Source organism: Pseudomonas brassicacearum (assembly GCF_009601685.2).
GTDB classification, from domain to species: domain Bacteria; phylum Pseudomonadota; class Gammaproteobacteria; order Pseudomonadales; family Pseudomonadaceae; genus Aquipseudomonas; species Aquipseudomonas kilonensis_B.
Map to the genome: position 1 here is coordinate 1,730,229 of NZ_CP045701.2, position 21,502 is coordinate 1,751,730.

The window sequence follows — 21,502 nt, forward strand, 5'->3', positions numbered from 1 at the left end:
AGGGATACCCATGCTTGAAAGTTTGCAGTCCACGTTGCGCAGTTGGGTCAACGTGTCGGTCGTCGTGGGTACCCTGGGGTATTCGGCCTTGGCTTCGGCGCTGGGACTTGGCGAGATCACGCTTCATTCCGCCCTGAACCAGCCGTTGCGCGCCGATATCGCCCTGGTCGACGTGACCGGGGTCGGCGAGGGCGATCTGTCGGCCAGCCTGGCGAGCCCGGACGATTTCAGTCGTGCGGGTGTGGAGCGGGTGTTCTTTCTCAATAACCTGCGCTTCACGCCGGTACTGCGCGGGGAGCGCAGCTTCATTCGGGTGACCTCCAGCAAACCGGTGGAAGAACCCTTTCTCAATTTCCTGGTACAACTCGATCAGCCCAACGGGCGTCTGCTGCGTGAATACACCGTGCTGATCGACCCGCCGGGCACACCGGGTATCGTGCCGGCCGGTGACGAACCTTCCGTGGCCCCAGCGTCCGCGGTGCCTGCCATCAAGCCGCCCCCGGCGGTACAGGGCAAGCGTTACACCGTCGTGCCGGGGGACAACCCCTGGCTCATCGCCAGGCGCCTGCATGACGCCGGCAGCAACGCGTCAGTCAATGAGTTGATGCATGCAATCCAGGCCCTGAACCCCGGCAGCGACCGGTTATCCATTGGCCAGCGCTTGTTGCTGCCCGATTCGGCCGTGCTGCCGATGCCGGCTGCAACCCCTGCAGGCCAGGCCCCCGCCGCGTCCGATGAGCAATTGGCCGCCAGCGTGCTGCAAAACCAGCAGCAACAGAAGACTATCGAGCAACTGCAGGCACGGCTTCAGGCCCAGGATGAGGAAGTCGCCGGCCAGCGCAAACAGATCACTGAATTACAGACCCGGCTGGCCGAAGTTGCGCCAGCCCCTGTTGTGTCGGCGCAATCGCAACCGACACTTCCTGCACCTGCACCTGCACCTGCACCTGCACCTGCAGCGGAGACACAACCGGCTACAGAACCGCTTGCAGAACCAGAGGGTATCAATTGGTCATGGGTGGCGGGGCTGGTGGGCCTCTTGGGGTTGTTGGCGTTGTTACTGTTCGTTCGGCGTCGGCAGCAGCAGGCGGAGGTGGCGCCGGTGACCGGGCATCCCGAGCCGATGCTGGAAGAGGGCAACGAAACCTTTGCAGCACTGCCCGATACGGAGCCGCCGGAGGCCGCGACCTCGTTCAACAACGGGGATGCGCCCCTGGGGGACGTACTGGAGGGCGTCGGAATCTACTTGACCTACGGTCGTTTCACCGAGGCTGCGGGGCTGTTGCGCGCCGCATTGCTGGCGGAGCCGGAACGCACCGACCTGGGCCTCAAGTTGCTGGAGGTACTGGGCAAGCAGGGCGACGTCATCGGTTTCCAGGCTCAGGAACATCATTTATTGGCACAAGGTATCGATGCCGGGACGCTGGAGGAAATCCGCGGGCGCTATCCCAAGGCTGCCGCAATTGCTGCGCCGATCGTGGCATCGGCGCAACCTCAGGTGCCGGCTCTTGCAACCGCACCCACTGCTGAACGTGAGCAGGCGCCCAGTGACGAGTTCGAGTTGGACCTGGATGCATTGTCCATGGAAACCAGCTGGGACCTCGCCGATGCCCAGGACAACACTGCTGGAAAAGATGCGGTTTTACCCCATGCCGCCGAGGGCTTGTCGCTTTCAGGGTTCGACGAGCCGGACCTGCAATGGGAAACGCCACTGGAAACCGAGTCGCTGGATGATGCTTTCCTCGATGGCTTTGCCGACGAAGAACAGTCGCTGGAACTCGAGCCGCTGGCCCTTGAGCCTGTTTTCCTGGACACCACGCCCCCTGAACCTCAGGCCCCGGAACACTCGATCAAGCTGGAACAGGCACAGAATTGCATCGACGATGGAGACCTGAAGACCGCCGTCTCCCTGCTTGAAGAACTGCTCAAGGAGGGCGATGAACCCCTCAGGCAGACTGCCCAGGTGCTGCTGGCCGGGATTCGCTAGTGCTATCGGGGTTGTAGCGGCTGGCCTCATCGTCGGAACGCCGCCCGGAGCAAGCTCGCTCCCACAGGGAACGGCGATTCCGGCTACACCCCGGACCCCATGTGGGAGCGAGCTCGCTCGCGATAGCCGCCTATCAGGCTGTCAAATCCTGTCCAGGCAGCCCATCAAAACGTCTGCCCCAGGTTCAGATACACCGCCTGTTCATCATCGTCGTTAAAGCCATAGCTGAAATTCAGTGGCCCCAGTGGCGTATCGAAACCGAGGAAAATGCTGGCGGCGTTGATGTAGCCGCTGTCGAATTCGTTGTCGTTGTTCCAGGCCCGGCCGCGTTCCAACGAGCCGCCGATGTACAGCGGGAAGTCCAGTGGCAGGTAGGCCCGCGGTGTGAGGCGGCGGTAATACACGGCACGCATCAGGCTGATGTTCTGCCCGGAGACCCCATCTTCGCGAAAGCCCGACAGTTGCCGTGCGCCGCCCAGCACAAAGCTGGAAGTCACGACCTCGGCAGTGTCCAGTGTTCGGCCGTAGCGCCCGCCCAGGATGAAGGTGTCCGGGCCGCGGCTCAGGGCCTTGTCCAGTTTGAACTCCCATTGGCGATAACGCTGGTCGGAACCCAGCCCCGGTTCGTATTGGCGCCAGGTCAGGCCAATGTCTTCCCCTTCATGGGGAAAATACACGTTGTCGAAGGAATCGAAGGAGTACTTCAGCTCATAGAAACCTTCATTGAAGTTTTCGCTGGGCTGGTCGTGATCACCAATGCGCACATCCGCCTTGCCCCAGGCCTGGCCGACACCGAAGCGGATTTCGCCATTGTTGCTGATCTGGCGGCCCACGTTCAGCCCGAAGCCATAGCGCTCGACGCGATACTGGGCCACCGGATCGTTGTCCAGGATGGCCTCCACGTTGCGCGATTCGAATTGCCCGTAGGGGGCGATGAAGTAGCGCGAGCCGACGTCCAATGGCTGGTAGAACTCGCTGTATAGCTCTTGCTTGTCGCCGATCTGCGCCCGGGTCAGCCATTCGGCGCCCAGGCGATTGATGCCGTTGACCCGATAGCTGGCTCCCAGGTTGAAAGCGCTGTCGCCGCGCATGTCATCCGACAGGCTCAGCCCCAGCCGCAGGTAGTCGGTGCCGGTGCGCCTGCCCCGGGCGCTGATCAGCAGTGTGTGGTCCGGGCCCTTGCGGACCACGCGATATTGCACTTGCTCGAAGTAGTCCAGGCCGTACAGCGTGCCCATGTCGGTCTGCAGGCGGCCCAGGTCCAGCGGTTCACCGATCTGCTGGCGAATGTAGTAGCGAATCACGTCATCGCCGACTTTCGAGTCGTTCTCCACGCGGATGGCGGTGATGACCGGCGTGCGCTCGCTGGGGGTGCGCGCGGCCATGAGTTCGGCGTCGGGGGCCTCGGACGGGCGCAGAGGGGCCAGGCGTGCCTCGAGTATCCGCGTGGCGCGGTAGCCGGCGTCGATCATTTCCCGGGCCTGGCCGAAGTCGGTGGAGCCGAAGCTCGCCAGCGCCGGCTGGATCAGCACGTCGTCTTTTTTCAGGGTTGCCAGTTGCTCTTCGGAGTTGCGCCGGGTCATCAGGGTGGTCGATTGGTTCAGCACGTCGAGCACCGTGACCAGTTGCTTGCGATTGCGCAGGGGCGTACCGATGTCGACCACGATAGCCACGTCTACGCCCATTTCCCGGGCCACGTCCAGCGGGATGTTGTCGGACATGCCGCCGTCCACCAGCAACCGGCTGTCCAGTTCCACCGGGGCGAACACCGCCGGGATCGACATGCTGGCGCGAATGACCTTGGGCAGGTGGCCTTTGCGAAACACGACCTTTTCGCCGCTGGCGATGTCAGTAGCGACCGCGCGAAACGGGATCGGCAGTTTGTCGAAGTCCCGGGTGTCACTGGCGTGGGCCAGCAGGCTTTCGAGCAGCAGGGCCAGGTTCTGGCCCTGGATGACCCCCAAGGGCAGGCCGAGGCTGCCGTCGTCGCGAAAGCTCAGTTTCTGTTTGACCAGGAAGTCGCGGTCATCCTGCTTGCGTCGGAATGGCACGTCCTTGCGTGGCGGCGCATCGGACAAGGCCTGTTGCCAGTCGATGCCCAAGGCGAGTTTTTCCAGTTCGTCGATCTTGTAGCCCGAGGCATACAGCCCGCCGATCACCGCGCCCATGCTGGTGCCGGCGATGGCATCGATCTTGATGCCTTGCTCTTCCAGGGCCTTGAGCACGCCGATGTGGGCCAGCCCCCGTGCGGCACCGCCGGACAGCACCAGGCCGATTTTCGGGCGTGGCGCTTCGACGGTGGGCTCGTTGGCATGGCCGAGCAGGGGCAACAGCAGCAGAAGCAGGAGGGGCAGGAGGCGGCGCATCGTCAATCTCGGGGCGGGCGATCAAAGGCGGGTATTATAGCGACGCCTTCGAACCCAGGAGTTCACCCGTCATGACTGAACACAAACCGGAAGTCGTCATCACCTATTGCACCCAGTGCCAATGGCTGTTGCGCGCTGCCTGGCTGGCCCAGGAGCTGCTCAGCACCTTTGGCGATGACCTGGGCAAGGTGTCGCTGGTGCCGGGCACCGGCGGTGTGTTCCACATCAGTTGCGACGGCATGCAGATCTGGGAGCGCAAGGCCGATGGCGGTTTTCCCGAAGCCAAGGTCCTCAAGCAGCGGGTCCGCGACCGGATCGACCCGGAGCGGGACCTGGGCCACAACGATCGGGGTCAGTGAGACGCGGCTTGGGCGCCGACCTCCGGTTTCTTCGAACCGCCCAGTTGGCTTGAGATCACGATGGCCGTGATGATCACCACGCCGCCCAGCAGCATGCGCAGGGTCGGGCTCTCATCGAACAGCCACCAGGCCATGGCGATGCCGTAGACCGGCTCCATGGCGAACACCACCGCCGCCGTACGGGCCTTGATCACCGCCAGGCTGGCGACGAACAGGCTGTGGGCCAGGCCGGTGCAGAACACGCCGAGCAAGCCGATCCACAACCAGTCGATGGGGCGCACGTCGCTCAATTGCGGCGCGGCCATCGGCAGCAGGCACACCCCGACCACCACGTTCTGGCACAGCGCGGCCTGCACCGGCGGTACGTGCGCCGAACCGGCGCGGTTGGTCAATGACAGCAGGGAAAACAGCAGCCCCGAGGCCACGGCCCACAGCAGGCCAGTGGTGGCGCCGCTGGCCAGGTCGAAGTTCGGCGTGACCAACACCAGGCCGATGCTCACCAACACCACCAGCCAGATTTCATTGGCGCGAATCCGCTCGCGGAAGATCAGCCCTTCGAGTAGCACCGTAAAGGCCGGGAAACTGGTGAACCCCAGCGTGGCGATCGCCACGCCGGCAACCTTCACGGCGATGAAGAAGCTCACCCAGTGCCCGGCCAGCAACAGCCCCCCGAGCAGCAATCGCCGGCCATCCTGGGCCCGCAGTTTCTGCCAGCGGCTGCTGCTGGCGAACCGGGCGAACACCGCAAGGGCAAGCACGGCGAAGATGGCGCGACCAAACACAATGACCGCCGGCGAGGCTGCCGCGAGTTTGCCGAATACACCGGTCAGGCCAAACATGAGTGCGCCAATGTGCAGGGCGCCGAGGGCGGTACGGGGTGTCATTTCAATCCTTTCAACAGATAAGCCAAAACCAACGGACAAACATCAATACCCTGTAGGAGCTGCCGGAGGCTGCGATCTTTTGATCTTTTGATCTTTTGATCTTTTGATCTTTTGATCTTTTGATCTTTCGCTTGAGATTCAAGTGTCTTGGGAAAGATCGCAGCCTCGTTGCACTCGTCAGCTCCTACACAGCTCCTACACAGCTCCTACACAGCTCCTACACAGCTGCTACTGGGCATTTAAGCGTTTGGGAGGGGGTGGTGTCTGTCGCGATCCTAGCGATTTTTAGCGCGTATCTAGCGTTGACGCCGCAGCTTGCCCGGCGAGACGCCGAATTCGCGCAGCACCGCCGCGGCGAAGGCACTTTGGGAGCTGTAGCCGACGCGGTGGGCGATCTCACCGATGGGCAACTGCGAATCACGCAACAACGCCACGGCCTTGTGCAAGCGACGGCTGCGGATGTAATCCATCGGGGTTTGTCCGCACTCGGCGACAAAGCGCGCGTGCAAGCGGGCGCTGGAAAGGCCGGCGACTCGCGCCAGGTCCGCCACTTGCAGCGGATAGGCGGCGTTCTGGTCGATGTGCGCGTTGAGTGCGGCGTAGGGCAGGCGCCGGCCGCCGAGGGTTTCCTGGCGAGCGTTATTGAGACTCGCCAGCAGCAGCACCGCGCCTTGCTGGGCGATCACCGGATCGTCCACCGGGCTCCCCGCCAACCAACTGACCAACTGGCTCTGCCCCGCATCCAGGGGCAGGCGTGCAGTGTCGTCGAGCAAGCGGCGGCTGGCGTCGGCGTGGTCCCCCAGGCATTGCCCGACCCAGTCATCACTGGGCACATCCAACACCAGGCAACGGCTGCCGTGGGGGCTGCCGCAGGCGTGATGCGCGCCGGCCGGTATCACCACGAAGCTTTGTTGCACCACCTGGCTGCCATGGCCTTCGACCTCGAAATCCAGTGCGCCAGACAGCCCGAACACCAATTGGGCATGCTCATGGCTGTGGACGATCAAGTCGTGGCTGTAGTGGCGTAGTGTGAGGATCGGTCTCATCGCGGTCTCCCGTGTCAGGCCGCCAGCATACACCGAGGGCGCAACGCCCGGCGCTGTCATGCAATGGACTTGTGTTTGTCATGGGCCATTAACCGCTGGCGTGCACAGTGGCAAAAACGATCAGAGGGTTGCCCAATGACCAGCGCAGAGCTCGCCAGACCCAGCCGCAAACAGCGTGTTCGCACCTTGTGGATTTCCGACGTGCACCTGGGCACCCGGGATTGCCAGGCCGAGCACTTGTCGCAGTTCCTCAAGGGTTACCACGCCGACAAGATCTACTTGGTGGGCGACATCATCGATGGCTGGAAACTGCGCGGTGGCATGTATTGGCCCCAGGCCCACACCAACGTCATTCGCCGCTTGCTGACCATGAGCAAGCGCGGCACTGAAGTGATCTACGTCACCGGCAATCATGACGAATTCCTGCGGCGCTATTCGAAGCTGATCCTGGGCAATATCCAGCTGGTGGACGAAGCGGTGCACGTCACTGCCGATGGTCGGCACCTGTTGGTGATCCATGGCGACCAGTTCGATGTCATCACCCGGTACCATCGTTGGCTGGCGTTCCTCGGGGATTCGGCCTACGAGTTCACCCTCACGCTGAACCGCTGGCTCAACCATTGGCGGGCCCGTTACGGCTACGGCTACTGGTCGTTGTCGGCGTACCTCAAGCACAAGGTCAAGACCGCCGTCAGCTTCATCAGCGATTTTGAAGAAGCGATCGCCCACGAGTGTGTGAAGCGCGAACTGCATGGCGTGGTTTGTGGGCATATCCACCATGCCGAGATCCGCAAAGTGGGTGAGGTGGATTACCTCAATTGTGGCGACTGGGTCGAATCCTGCACGGCGCTGATCGAGCATTGGGACGGGTCGATCGAGTTGTATCGGTTGGCGGAGGCCCAGGCGCGCGAAGCGCAGTTGAAAGCACTGAAAGTCGCCGAACCGGCTTGAAACCGTAGGAGCTGACGAGTGCAACGAGGCTGCGATCTTTCCCCTGACGATTGAATTTCAAGCGAAAGATCAAGATCAAAAGATCGCAGCCTTCGGCAGCTCCTACAGGGCCGGTGCCTGCGTCATCGCCGCCTTGTAGATCGACTGCTTCGGCGTGGCAAACACCCTTTCCAGCATCGGTTCGAAGAAGCTTAGCGGCAAAGTGTCGTATTCGGGATCGAACGCCGCCGCGTCATATTTCGCACAAAAGTCGATCGTCGCCTGGTACTGCGGATGTTCGAAAAACTGCTCGCGCAGGTGTCGGTCCATGCCCAGGTGGTGGAAGAAGTAATAGCCTTGGAAAATCCCGTGTTTTTCCACCATCCACAGGTTTTCGGCGCTGACGAAGGGCTTGAGGATCGCCGCGGCGATGTCTGGATGGTTATACGAGCCCAGGGTGTCACCGATGTCGTGGAGCAGGGCGCAGACCACGTATTGCTCGTCGCGTCCGTCACGGTAGGCACGGGTGGCGGTTTGCAGGGAGTGGGTCAGGCGATCCACCGGGAACCCGCCGAAATCGCCGTCCAGCAGTTTCAAGTGGGCCAGGATCCGCCCCGGCAATTGCCGTGCGTAGGCGCTGAAGTCAGCCGCGATGATCGCCCAGTCTTCCTGGGTACCGTCCTGCATGTGGGTAAAGCGGGCATGGGTATTCATAGTCAGACCTTTGGCTAGAACGCAACCTTGCCCAGCAGCATGTCGCGGTACATGACGAAATCGCCGAGCAGGCTGTAGAACGGGTGCTGGAAGGTGGCGGGACGGTTTTTTTCGAAGAAGAAGTGTCCGATCCAGGCAAAGCCGTAGCCGGCCACGGGCAGGGCGAGCCACAGCCACCCGCTGCCCACTACGAGGGCCGTGACGAAAATCAGGATGACCAGGGAGGTGCCGATGAAATGCAATCGTCGGCAGGTGCTGTTGCTGTGCTCGCCGAGGTAATACGGGTAGAACTCAGCGAAGGTATTGAATTGTTTGGCATTTTCCACGACAGCTGGCTCTGTGGTTATTGTTCTGATGCTTGAAGTCTAGAGCTATCAATTGCTATGGCCAGTGACAATCGGCGCCACTTTAGTATCCTTCGCAAATCCAGCCGTACCCTGCGGCTCGTCATGCAAGTAAACGTCATGAACGAACGAACCACTTCTTCAAGCTGGGCGATGGGGATTGTCAAGGCGTTGGAAATGGACGGCCTGGATTGTCGGGTGCTGTTCAAGCAACTGGGGCTGGACTTTGATGCGCTGGACGATCCGGATGCACGTTTCCCCCAGGACTCGATGACGCGGCTCTGGCAACGGGCGGTGGAATTGTCCGGTAACCCGGCCATTGGCTTGAACATGGGGAAAGTGGTGCGCCCGGCCTCGTTTCATGTGGCGGGCTACGCCTTGATGTCCAGTCGCACGCTGGCGGAGGGTTTCCAGCGACTGGTGCGATACCAGCGGATCATTGCCGAAAGCGCCGACTTGAGTTTTCGTCGGTTGGAAGAGGGTTACGGGCTGATCCTGACGGTGCATGGCGACCATTTACCCCCCACACGCCAAAGTGCCGAAGCGTCCCTGGCCTGTGCGTTGGCCCTGTGCAACTGGCTGACCGGACGTACCTTGCACCCGGTAAAAGTGCTGTTCCAAGGCACCGCCCCCCTGGACCTGACGCCTTATCAGCGAGCCTTCTGCGCGCCGCTGGTGTTCGGCGCGGCCTATGACGCGCTGATCTTTGAACGGGCCGACATGGAGGCGCCGCTGCCGACGGCCAACGAAGCGATGGCGCAGTTGCATGACCGGTTTGCCGGCGAGTACCTCGCGCGTTTTTCGGAAAGCCGTGTGACCCACAAGGCGCGACAAGTGTTGTGCCGGTTGTTGCCCCAGGGCGAGCCCAAGCGTGATGTGGTGGCGCAGACGCTGCACCTGTCACAGCGGACCTTGCAGCGGCGCTTGCAGGAAGAGGGCACGAGTTTTCAGAGCCTGCTCGAAGACACCCGTCGCGAACTGGCCGAGCAGTACCTGGCGCAGCCGGGCATGACGTTGCTGGAAATCGCCTATCTGCTGGGATTTGCCGACCCGAGCAATTTTTTCCGGGCCTTCCGCCGCTGGTTCGACACCACGCCGGGCGAATACCGGGCACGGTTGGGGAGCCAGCCTGAAGCGGTCAGTGACGCCAAAACGCCGGGATACACAGCACGAACACCGTGATGATCTCCAGTCGGCCCAGCAGCATGCCCCCTGACAGAATCCACTTGGCCGCGTCCGGCAGCGGTGCGAAGTTGCCGGACGGCCCGATGGTCTCGCCCAACCCCGGGCCGACGCCGGACACAGTACTGGCCGCGCCGGTCAGCGCCGTCATCCATTCCACCCCGAGCAGCGACAGCAGCAGGGCGATCACGCAGATGGTGATGGCGAAGAAGAACGAGAACGTGAGGATCGAGCGCACGATTTCTTCGTCGAGGCGATGACCGTTGTATTTCTGCTTGATCACCGCGCGGGGGTGGATCAGTTGATTGAGGTTGGCCCGCAGCAGGATATAGGCGACCTGGAAGCGGAAGATCTTGATCCCGCCGGCCGTCGAGCCTGAACAACCGCCGACGAACCCCAGGTAGAAGAACAGCATCAGTGAGAAGTTGCCCCACAGGCTGTAGTCGCCCAGGGCGAAGCCGGTGGTGGTGACGATGGACGTCACGTTCAGCGCCACGTGCCGCAGCGCCTCCAGCCAATGCAGGTCGGTGGTCGCCCAATACCAGGTGCCGAGCACCAGCCAGGTCACCAGCAACACCCCGATGAGCCCCTGGACCTGCTGGTCCTTGATCAGAGCCCGGCGATTACCCCGCAACATCGAGACGTACAGGGCAAACGGCAAGCTGCCGAGGATCATGATGACGATGACCACCCAGTGCACCGCCGGCTGGGTCCATTTGGCCAGGGATTGGTCCGAGGTGGAAAAACCGCCGGTGGAGATCGCCGACATCGCGTGGTTGATAGCATCGAACAGACTCATCCCGGCCCACCAGAGCGCCAGGGTGCCGAGAATGGTGATGCCCACGTAGGACGCCACGATCAGCCGCGCCACCATGTGGGAACGGGGCATGACTTTTTCCGAGCGGTCCGACGATTCGGTCTGGAACAGCCGCATGCCACCGATGCGCAGCAAGGGCAGGATCGCCACCGCCATGCCGATGAAGCCGATACCGCCGAGCCAGTGCAGCAGTGAGCGCCACATCAGGATGCCCGGGGACATGGTGTCCAGGCCACTCAGGACGGTGGCGCCGGTGGCGGTGATGCCGGACATGCTTTCGAAAAACGAGTCGGTGTAGCTGATCTTCTGGGTCAGCAGGAACGGCAACGCGGCAAAGATACACACCACCAGCCAACTGCTGACGGTCAGCAAGTACATGTCGCGCGGGCGCAGGTGGATGTGTTCCGGGCGCCCGGGAAGCACCAGTGCCAGGCCGGCGAGGAAGGTGATCATGCTCGACCAGAGGAACGACGGCAGGTCGCCGGTGCGCTCGAAGACCACCAGGGTGGCCATGGGCACGACCATGAAGATCGCCAGGGTGATCAGGAAGATGCCGATGATGAAACCAATGATCCGCAGGGTCGGCAACGCCATGAAGTCCGCTCAGGCTGAAAGGGAAGGGCGCCATTCTACCTGCGGCAAGCATCCTGTAAACCGGCACCCGGCGCCAGTTGGCGCCAGGTCGCGGAATTTGCGCTAACGAACTCGCCGCACAGCCACTAGAATAGCCGGACATTTTTTCAGGAGGTGGCCGATGCAGGCTCTCGACGCTTTGCTCAACCGTGTTTCCGTCCCGCGCCTGGTGGACCCGGCCCCCACGCCCGAACAGCGCGAACTCATGTTCGCTGCGGCCATGCGGGCGCCGGATCACGGCCAGTTGCGGCCATGGCGTTTTTTGACGGTCGAAGGGCAGGCGCGGCATCGCATGGGCGAACTGCTGGCCGAAGCCGCGCGGTTCAATGACCCGCTGGTATCGGAAGCCGTTGTGGAAAAGGCCCTCAATGGCCCCTTGCGCGCGCCCCTGGTCGTAGTGGTGATTGCCCGTCTGCAGGACCATTTCAAAATCCCCAAATCCGAGCAACTGCTGGCGGCTGGCTGCGCGGCCCATGGCATCTTGTTGGCTGCGTATGCCCAAGGGGTTGGCGGCGTGTGGCGCACCGGTGAACTGGCGTACTCGCCGCAGGTGGCCAGGGGGCTTGGCCTTGAAGACGGGGAAGAGGTGATCGGTTTCCTCTACCTGGGCACACCGCAGAAAGAAGCGCGCACGGCGCCGAAAGTGGAAACTGCAGAATTTGTCAGCGAGTGGACAGGCCTGTAGGAGCTGCCGAGCGAAGCGAGGCTGCGATCTTTTGATCCTGATCTTTCGCTCGGAACTCGATTTATAGAGGAAAGATCGCAGCCTCGTTGCACTCGACAGCTCCTACACACCGTCCAGCGGGAGCAAGTGGCCTTACTTGCAAACGTCTGCAATCGCCTCGGCCAGCAGATCCAGGCGCGTGGCGTCGATGCCGGCCACGTTGGCCCGGCCGGTGCCGACCATGTAGACACTGTGGCGCTCGCGCAGGTGCTTGACCTGCTCTGGCGTCAGGCCGGTGTAGGAGAACATCCCGCGTTGCACGCCGATATGGGCGAAGCGCTCGCGCAAGCCATGGGGTTCGAGGGCCTCCAGCAAGCCGCTGCGCAATTGCGCGATGCGCAGGCGCATGGCCTGGACTTCATCGGCCCACAGGCTTTTGAGTTCCGGGTTGCCGAGAATGGTCGCCACCACGGCTGCGCCATGGTCCGGCGGCGTCGACCACAGGTTGCGGGCGATGTTTGCCAGTTGGCTGCGGATGTCCACCAGCTTCTCGGCATCCCGGGCGCAGACGATCAATGCACCCGTACGATCGCGGTAGAGGCCGAAGTTCTTCGAGCAGGAACTGGTGACCAGCACCTCCGGCAACGCATCGGCAAACAGCCGGACCGCCCAGGCGTCCTGCTCCAGCCCATCGCCAAAGCCCTGGTAGGCGAAGTCGATCAGCGGTAGCAGGTCGCGGCTGCGCACCACCTCCAGCACCTGACGCCATTGCTCATGGGACAGGTCGAACCCGGTGGGGTTATGGCAACAGGCGTGCAGCAGCACCACATCACCTTTGGGCGCCTGGTTCAGCGTCGCCAGCATTGCTTCGAAATCCAGGCGGTTATCAGCGCCCACGTAAGGGTAGTGACTGACCTTGACCCCGGCCGCGGCGAAGATGGTTTCGTGGATCGGCCAAGTCGGGTTGCTCAGCCATACGCCACGGCCCGGCAGGCATTGGGCGATGAAGTCGGCACTCAGGCGCAGCGCACCGGTGCCGCCCGGTGTCTGGGTGGCGCTGGCACGTCTTGCGCTGATCAGCGGAGAGTCGGCACCCAGCACCAGCTCATTGATCAACTGGCCGAACGCGGCGTCGCCATGGCCGCCGATGTAGGTCTTGGTGGTCTGGCGATCCACCAGCCGCTGCTCGGCCTGTTTCACTGACTGAAGAATCGGCGTCAGGCCCTGGGCATCCTTGTAGACACCCACGCCCAGGTCGAACTTGCTTGGGTTGCTGTCCGCCGCGTAGGCCTCCATCAGGCCGAGAATCGGGTCGCCGGGTACCCGGCCGATGGCATCGAAATGCATTACTTGCGGCCCTCGGCGGTCTTGGCCACGTCATCGGTGCGGGCGGCCATGATGAAGTCGTTGCGGTGCAGGCCCTTGATGGAGTGGCTCCACCAGGTCACGGTGACTTTGCCCCATTCGGTGAGCAGGCCTGGGTGGTGGCCTTCGGCCTCGGAAATTTCACCCACAGCGTTGGTGAACGCCAGGGCGTGCTTGAAGTTCTTGAACAGGAAAACTTTTTCCAGTTGCATTACGCCGTCGCGCACTTCGATGTTCCAGTCGGGGATCTGCTTGATCAGTACCGGCAGTTCTTCGTCGCTGACTTGTGGGGCGTCGGCGCGGCAGGCTTCGCAATGGGCTTGGTTCAGAGTGTTCATGGTGTGTTCCTGGATCGAATATTTGAAAACGTCGATGCACCCACGCTAAAGCAAAGCCGCGTTGTGCAACAGACTCAATTGAGATTAAAAGACGCGGTTCACGCAGCCTTTGGTGGGAATTTCGGGGCGTGCAAGCCCAGTTCCCGACCGCGCTTGACCATGCCCATGATGTCTTCGTGGGCCAGGTCGAACAGGCGCTTGAGTTCTGGCAGCACGAAATACACCGGTTGCAGGATGTCGATGCGATACGGCGTGCGCATGGCTTCCAGTGGATCGAAGGCTTGATGCTCGGGCTCGTCGGACAGGCAGTACACGGTTTCCTTGGGCGAGGACAGGATGCCGCCACCGTAGATGCGCCGGCCCTGTGGGGTTTGCACCAGGCCGAACTCGATGGTCATCCAATACAGGCGCGCCAGGTAGACGCGTTCTTCCTTGGAAGCCTGTAGGCCGAGTTTGCCGTAGGTGTGGGTGAATTCGGCAAACCAGGGGTTGGTCAGCAATGGGCAGTGGCCGAAGATCTCGTGGAAAATGTCCGGCTCTTGCAGGTAGTCCAGTTCTTCCCGGGTACGAATGAAGGTTGCCACCGGAAACTGCTTGCTGGCGAGCAATTCGAAGAAGGTCTGGAAGGGGATCAACGCCGGCACCCGGGCAACCTGCCAGCCCGTGGTCTCGCCCAGCACTTGGTTGATTTCGCCCAGTTGCGGGATACGGTCGTGGGGCAGGCCAAGCTTGTCGATGCCGTCCAGGTATTCCTGGCACGCACGGCCTTCGATGACTTTCAGCTGGCGGGTGATCAGCGTATTCCACACCGCATGTTCTTCGGCGGTGTAGTGGATAAAACCTTGCGCATCGGGCTCGCGGGCCACGTACTGCGTCTGCTTCATGCTGTTCTCCTGCTGATTTCCCTCTCGGGGAAGACGTGTTGTTGTTATGTCCAGCGATGTATTAGAGATAACCCGAAGCAGGGAGATGTGCAGCACTCTGACAAAGGTGGGATGGGTAAAAGAATGGCAAATTCGTAAAGTTTTCGTTACGAATTGACGGGTGCGCCGATGTTATCGGGATTTTCTTGTGGGAATCTGCCTATAGCTGTCACATAATCTTGACAGTTATTTCCGCTGCCGGTCGGAAACCCTCATGGCAAAGGCCGGGCTGCGCCGTAGGAGCTGCCGAAGGCTGCGATTTTTTGATCCTTTCGCTTGGGATTCAACTGTCTGGGAAAAGATCGCAGCCTCGCTTCGCTCGGCAGCTCCTACAAGCGGGAACAAGCTCCCTTCCCACGAGTTTCCAATACACATCGGGCCTTTTCATGCGCATCAAAGTCCATTGCCAGAACCGCATCGGCATCCTGCGGGACATCCTCAACCTGTTGGTGGAGTACGGCATCAACGTCGCCCGGGGGGAGGTGGGCGGCGAGCATGGCAACGCGATCTACCTGCACTGCCCAAACCTGATCAACATCCAGTTCCAGGCGCTGCGTCCGAAATTCGAAGGTATCGCCGGGGTATTTGGCGTCAAGCGTGTAGGGCTGATGCCCAGCGAGCGTCGGCACATGGAACTCAACGCCTTGCTCGGCGCTTTGGAATTCCCGGTGCTGTCCATCGACATGGGCGGCTCCATCGTTGCGGCTAACCGAGCGGCGGCGCAGTTGCTCGGGGTGCGAGTGGACGAGGTGCCGGGGATTCCCCTGTCCCGCTATGCCGAGGATTTCGACTTGCCGGAACTGGTGCGGGCCAACCAGTCGCGCATCAACGGCCTGCGGGTCAAGGTCAAGGGCGATGTGTTCCTGGCGGACATCGCGCCGCTGCAATCGGAACACGACGACAGCGAAGCCATGGCCGGTGCGGTGCTGACGCTGCACCGGGCCGACCGGGTGGGCGAACGTATCTATAACGTGCGCAAACAGGAATTGCGTGGCTTCGACAGTATTTTCCAGAGTTCGAAGGTCATGGCGGCGGTGGTGCGCGAGGCCCGGCGCATGGCACCGCTGGACGCGCCGCTGTTAATAGAAGGTGAAACCGGTACCGGCAAGGAACTGCTGGCCCGCGCCTGTCACCTGGCGAGCCCGCGCGGGCAATCGCCACTGATGGCGCTCAACTGTGCCGGGCTGCCGGAGTCCATGGCCGAGACCGAGCTGTTCGGCTACGGCCCGGGGGCCTTCGAGGGTGCCAGGGCCGAAGGCAAGCTCGGCCTGCTGGAACTGACCGCCGGGGGAACGCTGTTTCTCGATGGTGTCGGGGAGATGAGCCCGCGCCTGCAAGTGAAACTGCTGCGCTTTCTGCAGGACGGTTGCTTCCGGCGTGTCGGCAGCGATGAAGAGGTGTACCTGGACGTCAGGGTGATCTGCGCCACCCAGGTCGATTTGTCCGAACTCTGCGCCCGGGGTGAATTCCGTCAGGACTTGTACCACCGCTTGAACGTCCTTTCCTTGCACATCCCACCGCTGCGCGAATGCCTCGATGGCCTGGCGCCGCTGGTGGAACATTTCCTCGACCAGGCCAGCCGCCAGATCGGCTGTGCCCTGCCCAAGCTGGCCCCGGCGGCGATGGACCGTCTCAGTCACTACCACTGGCCGGGCAACGTCCGGCAGTTGGAAAACGTGCTGTTCCAGGCCGTTTCCCTGTGCGACGGCGGCACGGTGAAGGCTGAGCATATCCGCCTGCCGGACTACGGCGTGCGCCAACCCCTTGGCGATTTTTCCCTTGAGGGTGGGCTGGACGAGATCGTCGGGCGTTTCGAGAAAGCGGTGCTGGAGCGCTTGTACTCCGAGCACCCCAGTAGCCGGCAACTGGGCAAGCGGCTGGGGGTTTCCCATACGACCATTGCCAATAAGTTGCGCGAATATGAGGTCGGCAAGGAGCCCGGAGCGTAATCAAATGTGGTGCGGTTGCCGGATGGGTAAACCTTTGCCTTGCAGCGGCACGACACCGCCGGTTTTTCGTCTTCGATACATTTGCACAATCGCTTCCAGAACCTCCAGGCCCTTTGTTTACCGGGTCCATCAGCGCCAGAAAAAAGTTGGTCTGCAAATTGCTTGAGGCTGTGCAACACAGCAGTGGGCGGCAAACGTCCGGCATGCAGAGGAACGACAGTGGACAAGTACCTTTATGTGGCAATGACCGGCGCCAGCCAGAACGCACTGGCGCAGCGGGCCCATGCCAACAACCTGGCGAACATCTCCACCAATGGTTTTCAGAAAGACCTGGAGCAGGCGCGCTCGATGCCGGTGTTCGGCGACAGCTTTCCGGCGCGGGCGTTTGCCATGTCCGAACGGCCTGCCACGGACTTCACTCCGGGGGCGCTGGTAGAAACCGGTCGTGACCTCGATGTGGCGGTCAGTGGGCCGGGCTGGATGGCCGTGCAGAACCCCGATGGCGGTGAAAGCTACGTGCGCACCGGCAGCCTCAATGTTGACGCCTTGGGCGTGCTGCGCGCCGGCAACGGTATGCCGGTGATGGGCAACGGCGGTCCGATCGCCGTGCCGCCAGAGCAGAAGATCGAAATCGGCCAGGACGGCACCATCAGCATCCGCGCCATGGGCGAAGGCCCGCGGGTGATGGCTGAAGTGGACCGCATCAAGCTGGTCAATCCGGACCTCAAGAACATGACCAAGGGCCTGGATGGTTCGATCCGGACCAAGGACGGCCAACCGGCGCCCATTGATGCCAATGTGCAGTTGGTGTCGGGTTTCCAGGAGGCGAGCAACGTCAATGCCGTGGATGAAATGACCTCGGTGCTGGCCCTGGCCAAGCAGTTCGAGCTTCACGTCAAGATGATGAACACCGCCAAAGAAGGCGACGAGGCCATGGCTCGGGTCTTGCAGATCTAACCATTAACTAAAGCGTCGCGCCGAAAAACAGGCGTACGAGGAGAATCGAATGCTTCCGGCTCTATGGGTTGCCAAAACAGGTCTGTCCGCCCAGGACACCAACCTGACGACCATTTCCAACAACCTGGCGAACGTTTCGACCACGGGTTTCAAACGTGATCGTGCCGAGTTCCAGGACCTGCTGTATCAGGTGAAACGCCAGCCTGGCGCCCAGTCGACCCAGGACAGCGAACTGCCGTCGGGCCTGCAAGTGGGTACCGGTGTGCGCATCGTCGGCACGCAGAAAAACTTCAACGCCGGCAGCCTGCAAACCACCGAGCAGCCCCTGGACATGGCCATCGACGGTCGCGGTTTCTTCCAGATCCTGCAGCCGGACGGCACCACGTCCTACACCCGCGACGGTACGTTCCACCTCGACTCCAACGGCCAGATCGTCAACGCCAGCGGTTTCGCCCTGGAGCCGGCCATCATCATTCCGAACGATGCCCAGACCTTTACCGTGGGCCGTGACGGCACCGTGTCCATCACCGTGGCGGGCAACCCGGCCGCCCAGGTGATCGGCAACCTGCAGACCGCCGACTTCATCAACCCGGCCGGCCTGCAAGCGGTGGGCAACAACCTGTTCCTGGAAACCGCCGCCAGTGGCGCGCCGCAAGTCGGCACCCCGGGCCTGAACGGCTTCGGCACCACGCTGCAGAACACCCTGGAAACGTCCAACGTAAGCACCGTCGAGGAGATGGTCAACATGATCACCACCCAGCGTGCCTACGAGATGAACTCCAAGGTGATCTCCACTGCCGACCAGATGCTCTCGTTCGTTACGCAGAATCTGTAACCGCGTCGCAACGTCCGTCATTACGTAGACAGGGCGGCCCCAGGGTCGCCTGCAACACCAAGAGGTAGGGTCATGAAACGCTTCGTATCTGTTCTGGCACTGAGTGGGGTCACCGCGCTCGCGGGCTGTGTCGCGCCGACACCCAGGCCCAATGACCCGTATTACGCCCCGGTGTTGCCGCGCACGCCGTTGCCGGCTGCGGCCAACAATGGTTCGATCTACCAGGCCGGCTTCGAGCAGAACCTGTACAGCGACCGCAAGGCCTTCCGGGTCGGTGACATCATCACTATCACCCTGAACGAGCGGACCCAGGCCAGCAAGAACGCCAACTCGCAGATCGACAAGACCAGCGAGACCAGCGTTGGCCTGACCTCGCTGTTCGGCTCCAGCCTGACCACCAACAACCCGATCGGTGGCGGCGACCTGAGCCTCAACGCCGGCTACGGCTCCGACCGTGCCACCAAAGGCGACAGCAAGTCCGGCCAGAGCAACAGCCTGACCGGTTCGATTACCGTGACCGTCGCCGATGTGTTGCCCAACGGCATCATCGTCGTGCGCGGCGAGAAGTGGCTGACCCTCAACACCGGTGACGAACTGGTGCGCATCGCCGGCATGGTTCGCGCCGACGACATTGCCACCGACAACACGGTTTCCTCGACCCGTGTGGCCGATGCGCGCATCACCTACTCGGGCACCGGCGCCTTTGCCGATGCGAGTCAACCGGGTTGGTTCGACCGTTTCTTCCTCAGCCCGAAGTTCCCTTTCTAGGTGGCCCCGTTGAATCTTAAACAGCTGTTGATCGGTGCCTTGGTAATGTCGGCAGCCTTTAGCGCTCAAGCCGAGCGTCTGAAGGACATCGCCAGCATTTCCGGCGTGCGTTCCAACCAGTTGATCGGCTACGGCCTGGTCGTGGGCCTGAACGGCACCGGTGACCAGACCACCCAGACCCCGTTCACCCTGCAGACCTTCAACAACATGTTGTCGCAGTTCGGTATCAAGGTGCCGGCCGGCTCCGGTAACGTGCAGTTGAAGAACGTCGCGGCGGTGTCGGTCAGTGCCGATCTGCCGGCGTTCGCCAAGCCTGGCCAGCAGGTGGATATCACCGTTTCGTCCATCGGTAACTCCAAGAGCCTGCGTGGCGGCACCCTGCTGCTGACGCCGCTCAAGGGTATCGACGGCAACGTCTACGCCATCGCCCAGGGCAACCTGGTGGTCGGCGGTTTCGATGCCGAGGGGCGCGACGGTTCGAAGATCACCGTCAACGTTCCGTCGGCCGGTCGCATCCCTGGCGGTGCGTCGGTGGAGCGTGCGGTGCCGAGCGGTTTCAACCAGGGCAACAGCCTGACGCTGAACCTCAACCGTTCCGACTTCACCACCGCCAAGCGTATCGTCGACAAGATCAACGACATGCTCGGCCCAGGCGTGGCCCAGGCCCTCGACGGTGGTTCGGTGCGCGTCACGGCGCCGCTGGATCCGAGCCAGCGGGTCGACTACCTGTCGATCCTGGAAAACCTTGAGGTCGACCCGGGCCAGGCGGTGGCGAAAGTCATCATCAACTCGCGTACCGGCACCATCGTGATCGGCCAGAACGTCAAGGTGTCTCCGGCCGCCGTGACCCACGGCAGCCTGACCGTGACCATCACCGAAGACCCGATCGTCAGCCAGCCGGGGCCGCTGTCCAACGGCCAGACCGCCGTGGTGCCCCGCTCGCGAGTCAATGCCGAGCAGGAAGCCAAGCCGATGTTCAAGTTCGGCCCGGGCACTACCCTGGATGAAATCGTCCGGGCGGTGAACCAGGTCGGCGCGGCGCCGGGCGACCTGATGGCGATCCTCGAAGCCTTGAAGCAGGCCGGCGCGTTGCAAGCCGACCTCATTGTGATTTGAGGGGCGAGCCATGGATATGCGCAAGGGCGCTTTGATCAGCGGGGACTCGGGTTCCTACTCGGACCTGAACCGCTTGAACCAGCTCAAGGTCGGCGACAAGAACAGCGACAGCAACCTGCGTAAAGTGGCACAGGAATTCGAGTCGCTGTTCCTTGGCGAAATGCTCAAGTCCATGCGTTCGGCCACCGAGGCCTTGGGCAAGGACAATCCGATGAACACGCCAGAAGCCAAGCAGTACCAGGAAATGTACGACCAGCAGTTGGCCGTTTCCATGTCCCGCGAAGGCGGTGGTATTGGCCTGGCCGATGTGCTGCTGCGCCAGATGTCCAAGAACAAGCCACTGGCCCCCGGCGAGGCGGCGACCTTGTCGGCTGCCAAGCAACAAGAGGCGCTGGACAAGGTTGCCAAGGCGCCGGTGCCGACACCGCTGGCTGCCGGGACCCTGCCTACTGACGGCCCATTGTCGCGTATCAGTGGCCAGCGTCCGTTGTGGGCTTCGCGGGCCGTGAGTGCATCGCAAGGGGCCGAGGGCGTCCACCGCAACGACATGGAATTGCTCAACCAGCGCCGCCTGGCCCTGCCACCGAAACTGGCCGACCGCCTGCTCGCCGGGCTGGTGCCTTCGGCGGCGGTCAATGCCGATGTGCCTGCGCAGAACGTCCTGACGGATCGCGCCATCGCCGCCGTCAAGCCGGCCACTGGCGACCTGGCCAATGGCGACTGGTTGGCCGCACTCAAGGCCGCCGAGCCGAAAGGCGACATGCAGGTCTATGGCCGCGCCGTGGCACAGCCACCGCTGGCACCGGCCCGCAAGGCCTTCCGCGATGCCGATGAATTCGTCAATGCCATGTTGCCAATGGCCAAGGAAGCGGCCGATCGCATTGGCGTCGACCCGCGTTACCTGGTAGCCCAGGCCGCCCTGGAAACCGGTTGGGGCAAATCGGTCATGCGCCAGCCCGATGGCAGCAGCAGTCACAACCTGTTCGGCATCAAGGCCAGCCAAAACTGGAAGGGCGATTCAGCCCGGGCGATTACCAGCGAATTCCGTAATGGCGCGATGGTCAAGGAGACGGCCGAGTTCCGTTCCTACGCCTCGTACCGTGACAGTTTCCATGACCTGGTCAATCTGCTGCAAAGCAACAGTCGCTATCAAGATGTGCTGAAGTCGGCCGATAACCCGGAACAGTTTGTACGCGAGTTGCAGAAGGCCGGTTACGCCACCGACCCGCACTACGCCAGCAAGATTTCGAACATAGCCCGGCAGATGACGAGTTACCAAAACTACGCTTCTGCAGGCGCCACCACGACTTTATAAGGTCTGAACC

The 21,502-nt window shown here is 62.2% G+C and carries 20 protein-coding genes; 11 read left to right on the forward strand and 9 right to left on the reverse strand.

Features of this window, described 5'->3' with window-relative positions; translation table 11 throughout:
- Window positions 1–10 precede the first annotated feature (10 nt).
- The gene (locus GFU70_RS07545) at window positions 11–1,987 is read left to right on the forward strand and encodes a FimV/HubP family polar landmark protein (RefSeq protein ID WP_153387808.1); all 1,977 of its coding nucleotides are present in this window, start codon (window positions 11–13) and stop codon (window positions 1,985–1,987) included.
- A 164-nt stretch (window positions 1,988–2,151) separates the two neighbouring features.
- On the opposite strand, the gene GFU70_RS07550 is transcribed toward GFU70_RS07545, so the two are convergent.
- On the reverse strand, window positions 2,152–4,353 hold the full coding sequence (locus tag GFU70_RS07550; RefSeq protein WP_153387809.1) for a patatin-like phospholipase family protein: 2,202 nt from the start codon (window positions 4,351–4,353) through the stop codon (window positions 2,152–2,154).
- A gap of 71 nt (window positions 4,354–4,424) precedes the next feature.
- Here GFU70_RS07550 and GFU70_RS07555 point away from each other — a divergent pair, with 71 nt between their 5' ends.
- Entirely contained in the window at window positions 4,425–4,712 is a 288-nt protein-coding gene (locus tag GFU70_RS07555) for a SelT/SelW/SelH family protein (RefSeq protein ID WP_058543939.1), read from the forward strand.
- Here GFU70_RS07555 and GFU70_RS07560 read toward each other — a convergent pair.
- Entirely contained in the window at window positions 4,706–5,596 is an 891-nt protein-coding gene (locus tag GFU70_RS07560; RefSeq protein ID WP_058543938.1) for a DMT family transporter, read from the reverse strand. The two genes, GFU70_RS07555 and GFU70_RS07560, sit on opposite strands and share 7 nt — an antisense overlap.
- 296 nt (window positions 5,597–5,892) lie before the next feature.
- A complete protein-coding gene (locus GFU70_RS07565) occupies window positions 5,893–6,642 on the reverse strand; it encodes a helix-turn-helix transcriptional regulator (protein WP_116642946.1) in 750 nt (249 codons plus the stop codon).
- A gap of 135 nt (window positions 6,643–6,777) precedes the next feature.
- On the opposite strand from GFU70_RS07565, the gene GFU70_RS07570 reads away from it, so the two are divergent.
- Window positions 6,778–7,593 carry a UDP-2,3-diacylglucosamine diphosphatase gene (locus GFU70_RS07570; RefSeq protein ID WP_058543936.1) on the forward strand — a complete coding sequence of 272 codons (816 nt, stop codon included), beginning with the start codon at window positions 6,778–6,780 and terminating at the stop codon, window positions 7,591–7,593.
- 102 nt (window positions 7,594–7,695) lie between these two features.
- On the opposite strand, the gene GFU70_RS07575 is transcribed toward GFU70_RS07570, so the two are convergent.
- Complete coding sequence (locus GFU70_RS07575) at window positions 7,696–8,286, reverse strand: HD domain-containing protein (protein ID WP_116642945.1); 591 nt, start codon at window positions 8,284–8,286, stop codon at window positions 7,696–7,698.
- A gap of 14 nt (window positions 8,287–8,300) precedes the next feature.
- On the reverse strand, window positions 8,301–8,612 hold the full coding sequence (locus tag GFU70_RS07580) for a DUF962 domain-containing protein (protein ID WP_116642944.1): 312 nt from the start codon (window positions 8,610–8,612) through the stop codon (window positions 8,301–8,303).
- A gap of 138 nt (window positions 8,613–8,750) precedes the next feature.
- Between GFU70_RS07580 and GFU70_RS07585 the strand changes: the two genes are divergently transcribed.
- A complete protein-coding gene (locus tag GFU70_RS07585; RefSeq protein WP_116643802.1) occupies window positions 8,751–9,812 on the forward strand; it encodes an AraC family transcriptional regulator in 1,062 nt (353 codons plus the stop codon).
- On the opposite strand, the gene GFU70_RS07590 is transcribed toward GFU70_RS07585, so the two are convergent.
- Entirely contained in the window at window positions 9,769–11,223 is a 1,455-nt protein-coding gene (locus GFU70_RS07590) for a TrkH family potassium uptake protein (protein WP_058545690.1), read from the reverse strand. The genes GFU70_RS07585 and GFU70_RS07590 overlap by 44 nt on opposite strands.
- A 160-nt stretch (window positions 11,224–11,383) precedes the next feature.
- Between GFU70_RS07590 and GFU70_RS07595 the strand changes: the two genes are divergently transcribed.
- Window positions 11,384–11,947: an NAD(P)H nitroreductase gene (locus tag GFU70_RS07595; RefSeq protein WP_058545689.1), complete on the forward strand. Its 564-nt coding sequence runs from the start codon at window positions 11,384–11,386 to the stop codon at window positions 11,945–11,947.
- Between the two features lie 132 nt (window positions 11,948–12,079).
- On the opposite strand, the gene GFU70_RS07600 is transcribed toward GFU70_RS07595, so the two are convergent.
- The 3 genes from GFU70_RS07600 to phhA all read right to left on the reverse strand — a co-directional run bounded on the left by GFU70_RS07600 (window position 12,080) and on the right by phhA (window position 14,513).
- On the reverse strand, window positions 12,080–13,273 hold the full coding sequence (locus tag GFU70_RS07600; protein ID WP_153387810.1) for an amino acid aminotransferase: 1,194 nt from the start codon (window positions 13,271–13,273) through the stop codon (window positions 12,080–12,082).
- Window positions 13,273–13,629 (reverse strand): 4a-hydroxytetrahydrobiopterin dehydratase, encoded by a 357-nt coding sequence (locus GFU70_RS07605; RefSeq protein ID WP_003184087.1) that lies wholly within the window; start codon window positions 13,627–13,629, stop codon window positions 13,273–13,275. The genes GFU70_RS07600 and GFU70_RS07605 overlap by 1 nt, the downstream gene beginning before the upstream one ends.
- A 98-nt stretch (window positions 13,630–13,727) precedes the next feature.
- The gene (gene phhA, locus GFU70_RS07610) at window positions 13,728–14,513 is read right to left on the reverse strand and encodes a phenylalanine 4-monooxygenase (protein ID WP_116642942.1); all 786 of its coding nucleotides are present in this window, start codon (window positions 14,511–14,513) and stop codon (window positions 13,728–13,730) included.
- Window positions 14,514–14,938: 425 nt separating this feature from the next.
- On the opposite strand from phhA, the gene GFU70_RS07615 reads away from it, so the two are divergent.
- The 6 genes from GFU70_RS07615 (at window position 14,939) to flgJ (ending at window position 21,492) form a co-directional block, all read left to right on the forward strand.
- The gene (locus GFU70_RS07615; RefSeq protein ID WP_058545686.1) at window positions 14,939–16,501 is read left to right on the forward strand and encodes a sigma-54-dependent transcriptional regulator; all 1,563 of its coding nucleotides are present in this window, start codon (window positions 14,939–14,941) and stop codon (window positions 16,499–16,501) included.
- A 219-nt stretch (window positions 16,502–16,720) separates the two neighbouring features.
- A complete protein-coding gene (locus tag GFU70_RS07620) occupies window positions 16,721–17,458 on the forward strand; it encodes a flagellar basal body rod protein FlgF (RefSeq protein WP_003199043.1) in 738 nt (245 codons plus the stop codon).
- Between the two features lie 49 nt (window positions 17,459–17,507).
- Window positions 17,508–18,293, forward strand: a complete 786-nt coding sequence (gene flgG, locus GFU70_RS07625; RefSeq protein WP_053146447.1) for a flagellar basal-body rod protein FlgG — start codon at window positions 17,508–17,510, stop codon at window positions 18,291–18,293.
- Between the two features lie 72 nt (window positions 18,294–18,365).
- On the forward strand, window positions 18,366–19,061 hold the full coding sequence (gene flgH / locus GFU70_RS07630) for a flagellar basal body L-ring protein FlgH (protein ID WP_058545685.1): 696 nt from the start codon (window positions 18,366–18,368) through the stop codon (window positions 19,059–19,061).
- Window positions 19,062–19,106: 45 nt separating this feature from the next.
- The gene (locus tag GFU70_RS07635) at window positions 19,107–20,177 is read left to right on the forward strand and encodes a flagellar basal body P-ring protein FlgI (RefSeq protein WP_165826099.1); all 1,071 of its coding nucleotides are present in this window, start codon (window positions 19,107–19,109) and stop codon (window positions 20,175–20,177) included.
- Between the two features lie 10 nt (window positions 20,178–20,187).
- Entirely contained in the window at window positions 20,188–21,492 is a 1,305-nt protein-coding gene (gene flgJ / locus GFU70_RS07640) for a flagellar assembly peptidoglycan hydrolase FlgJ (protein WP_058545683.1), read from the forward strand.
- Window positions 21,493–21,502 lie beyond the last annotated feature (10 nt).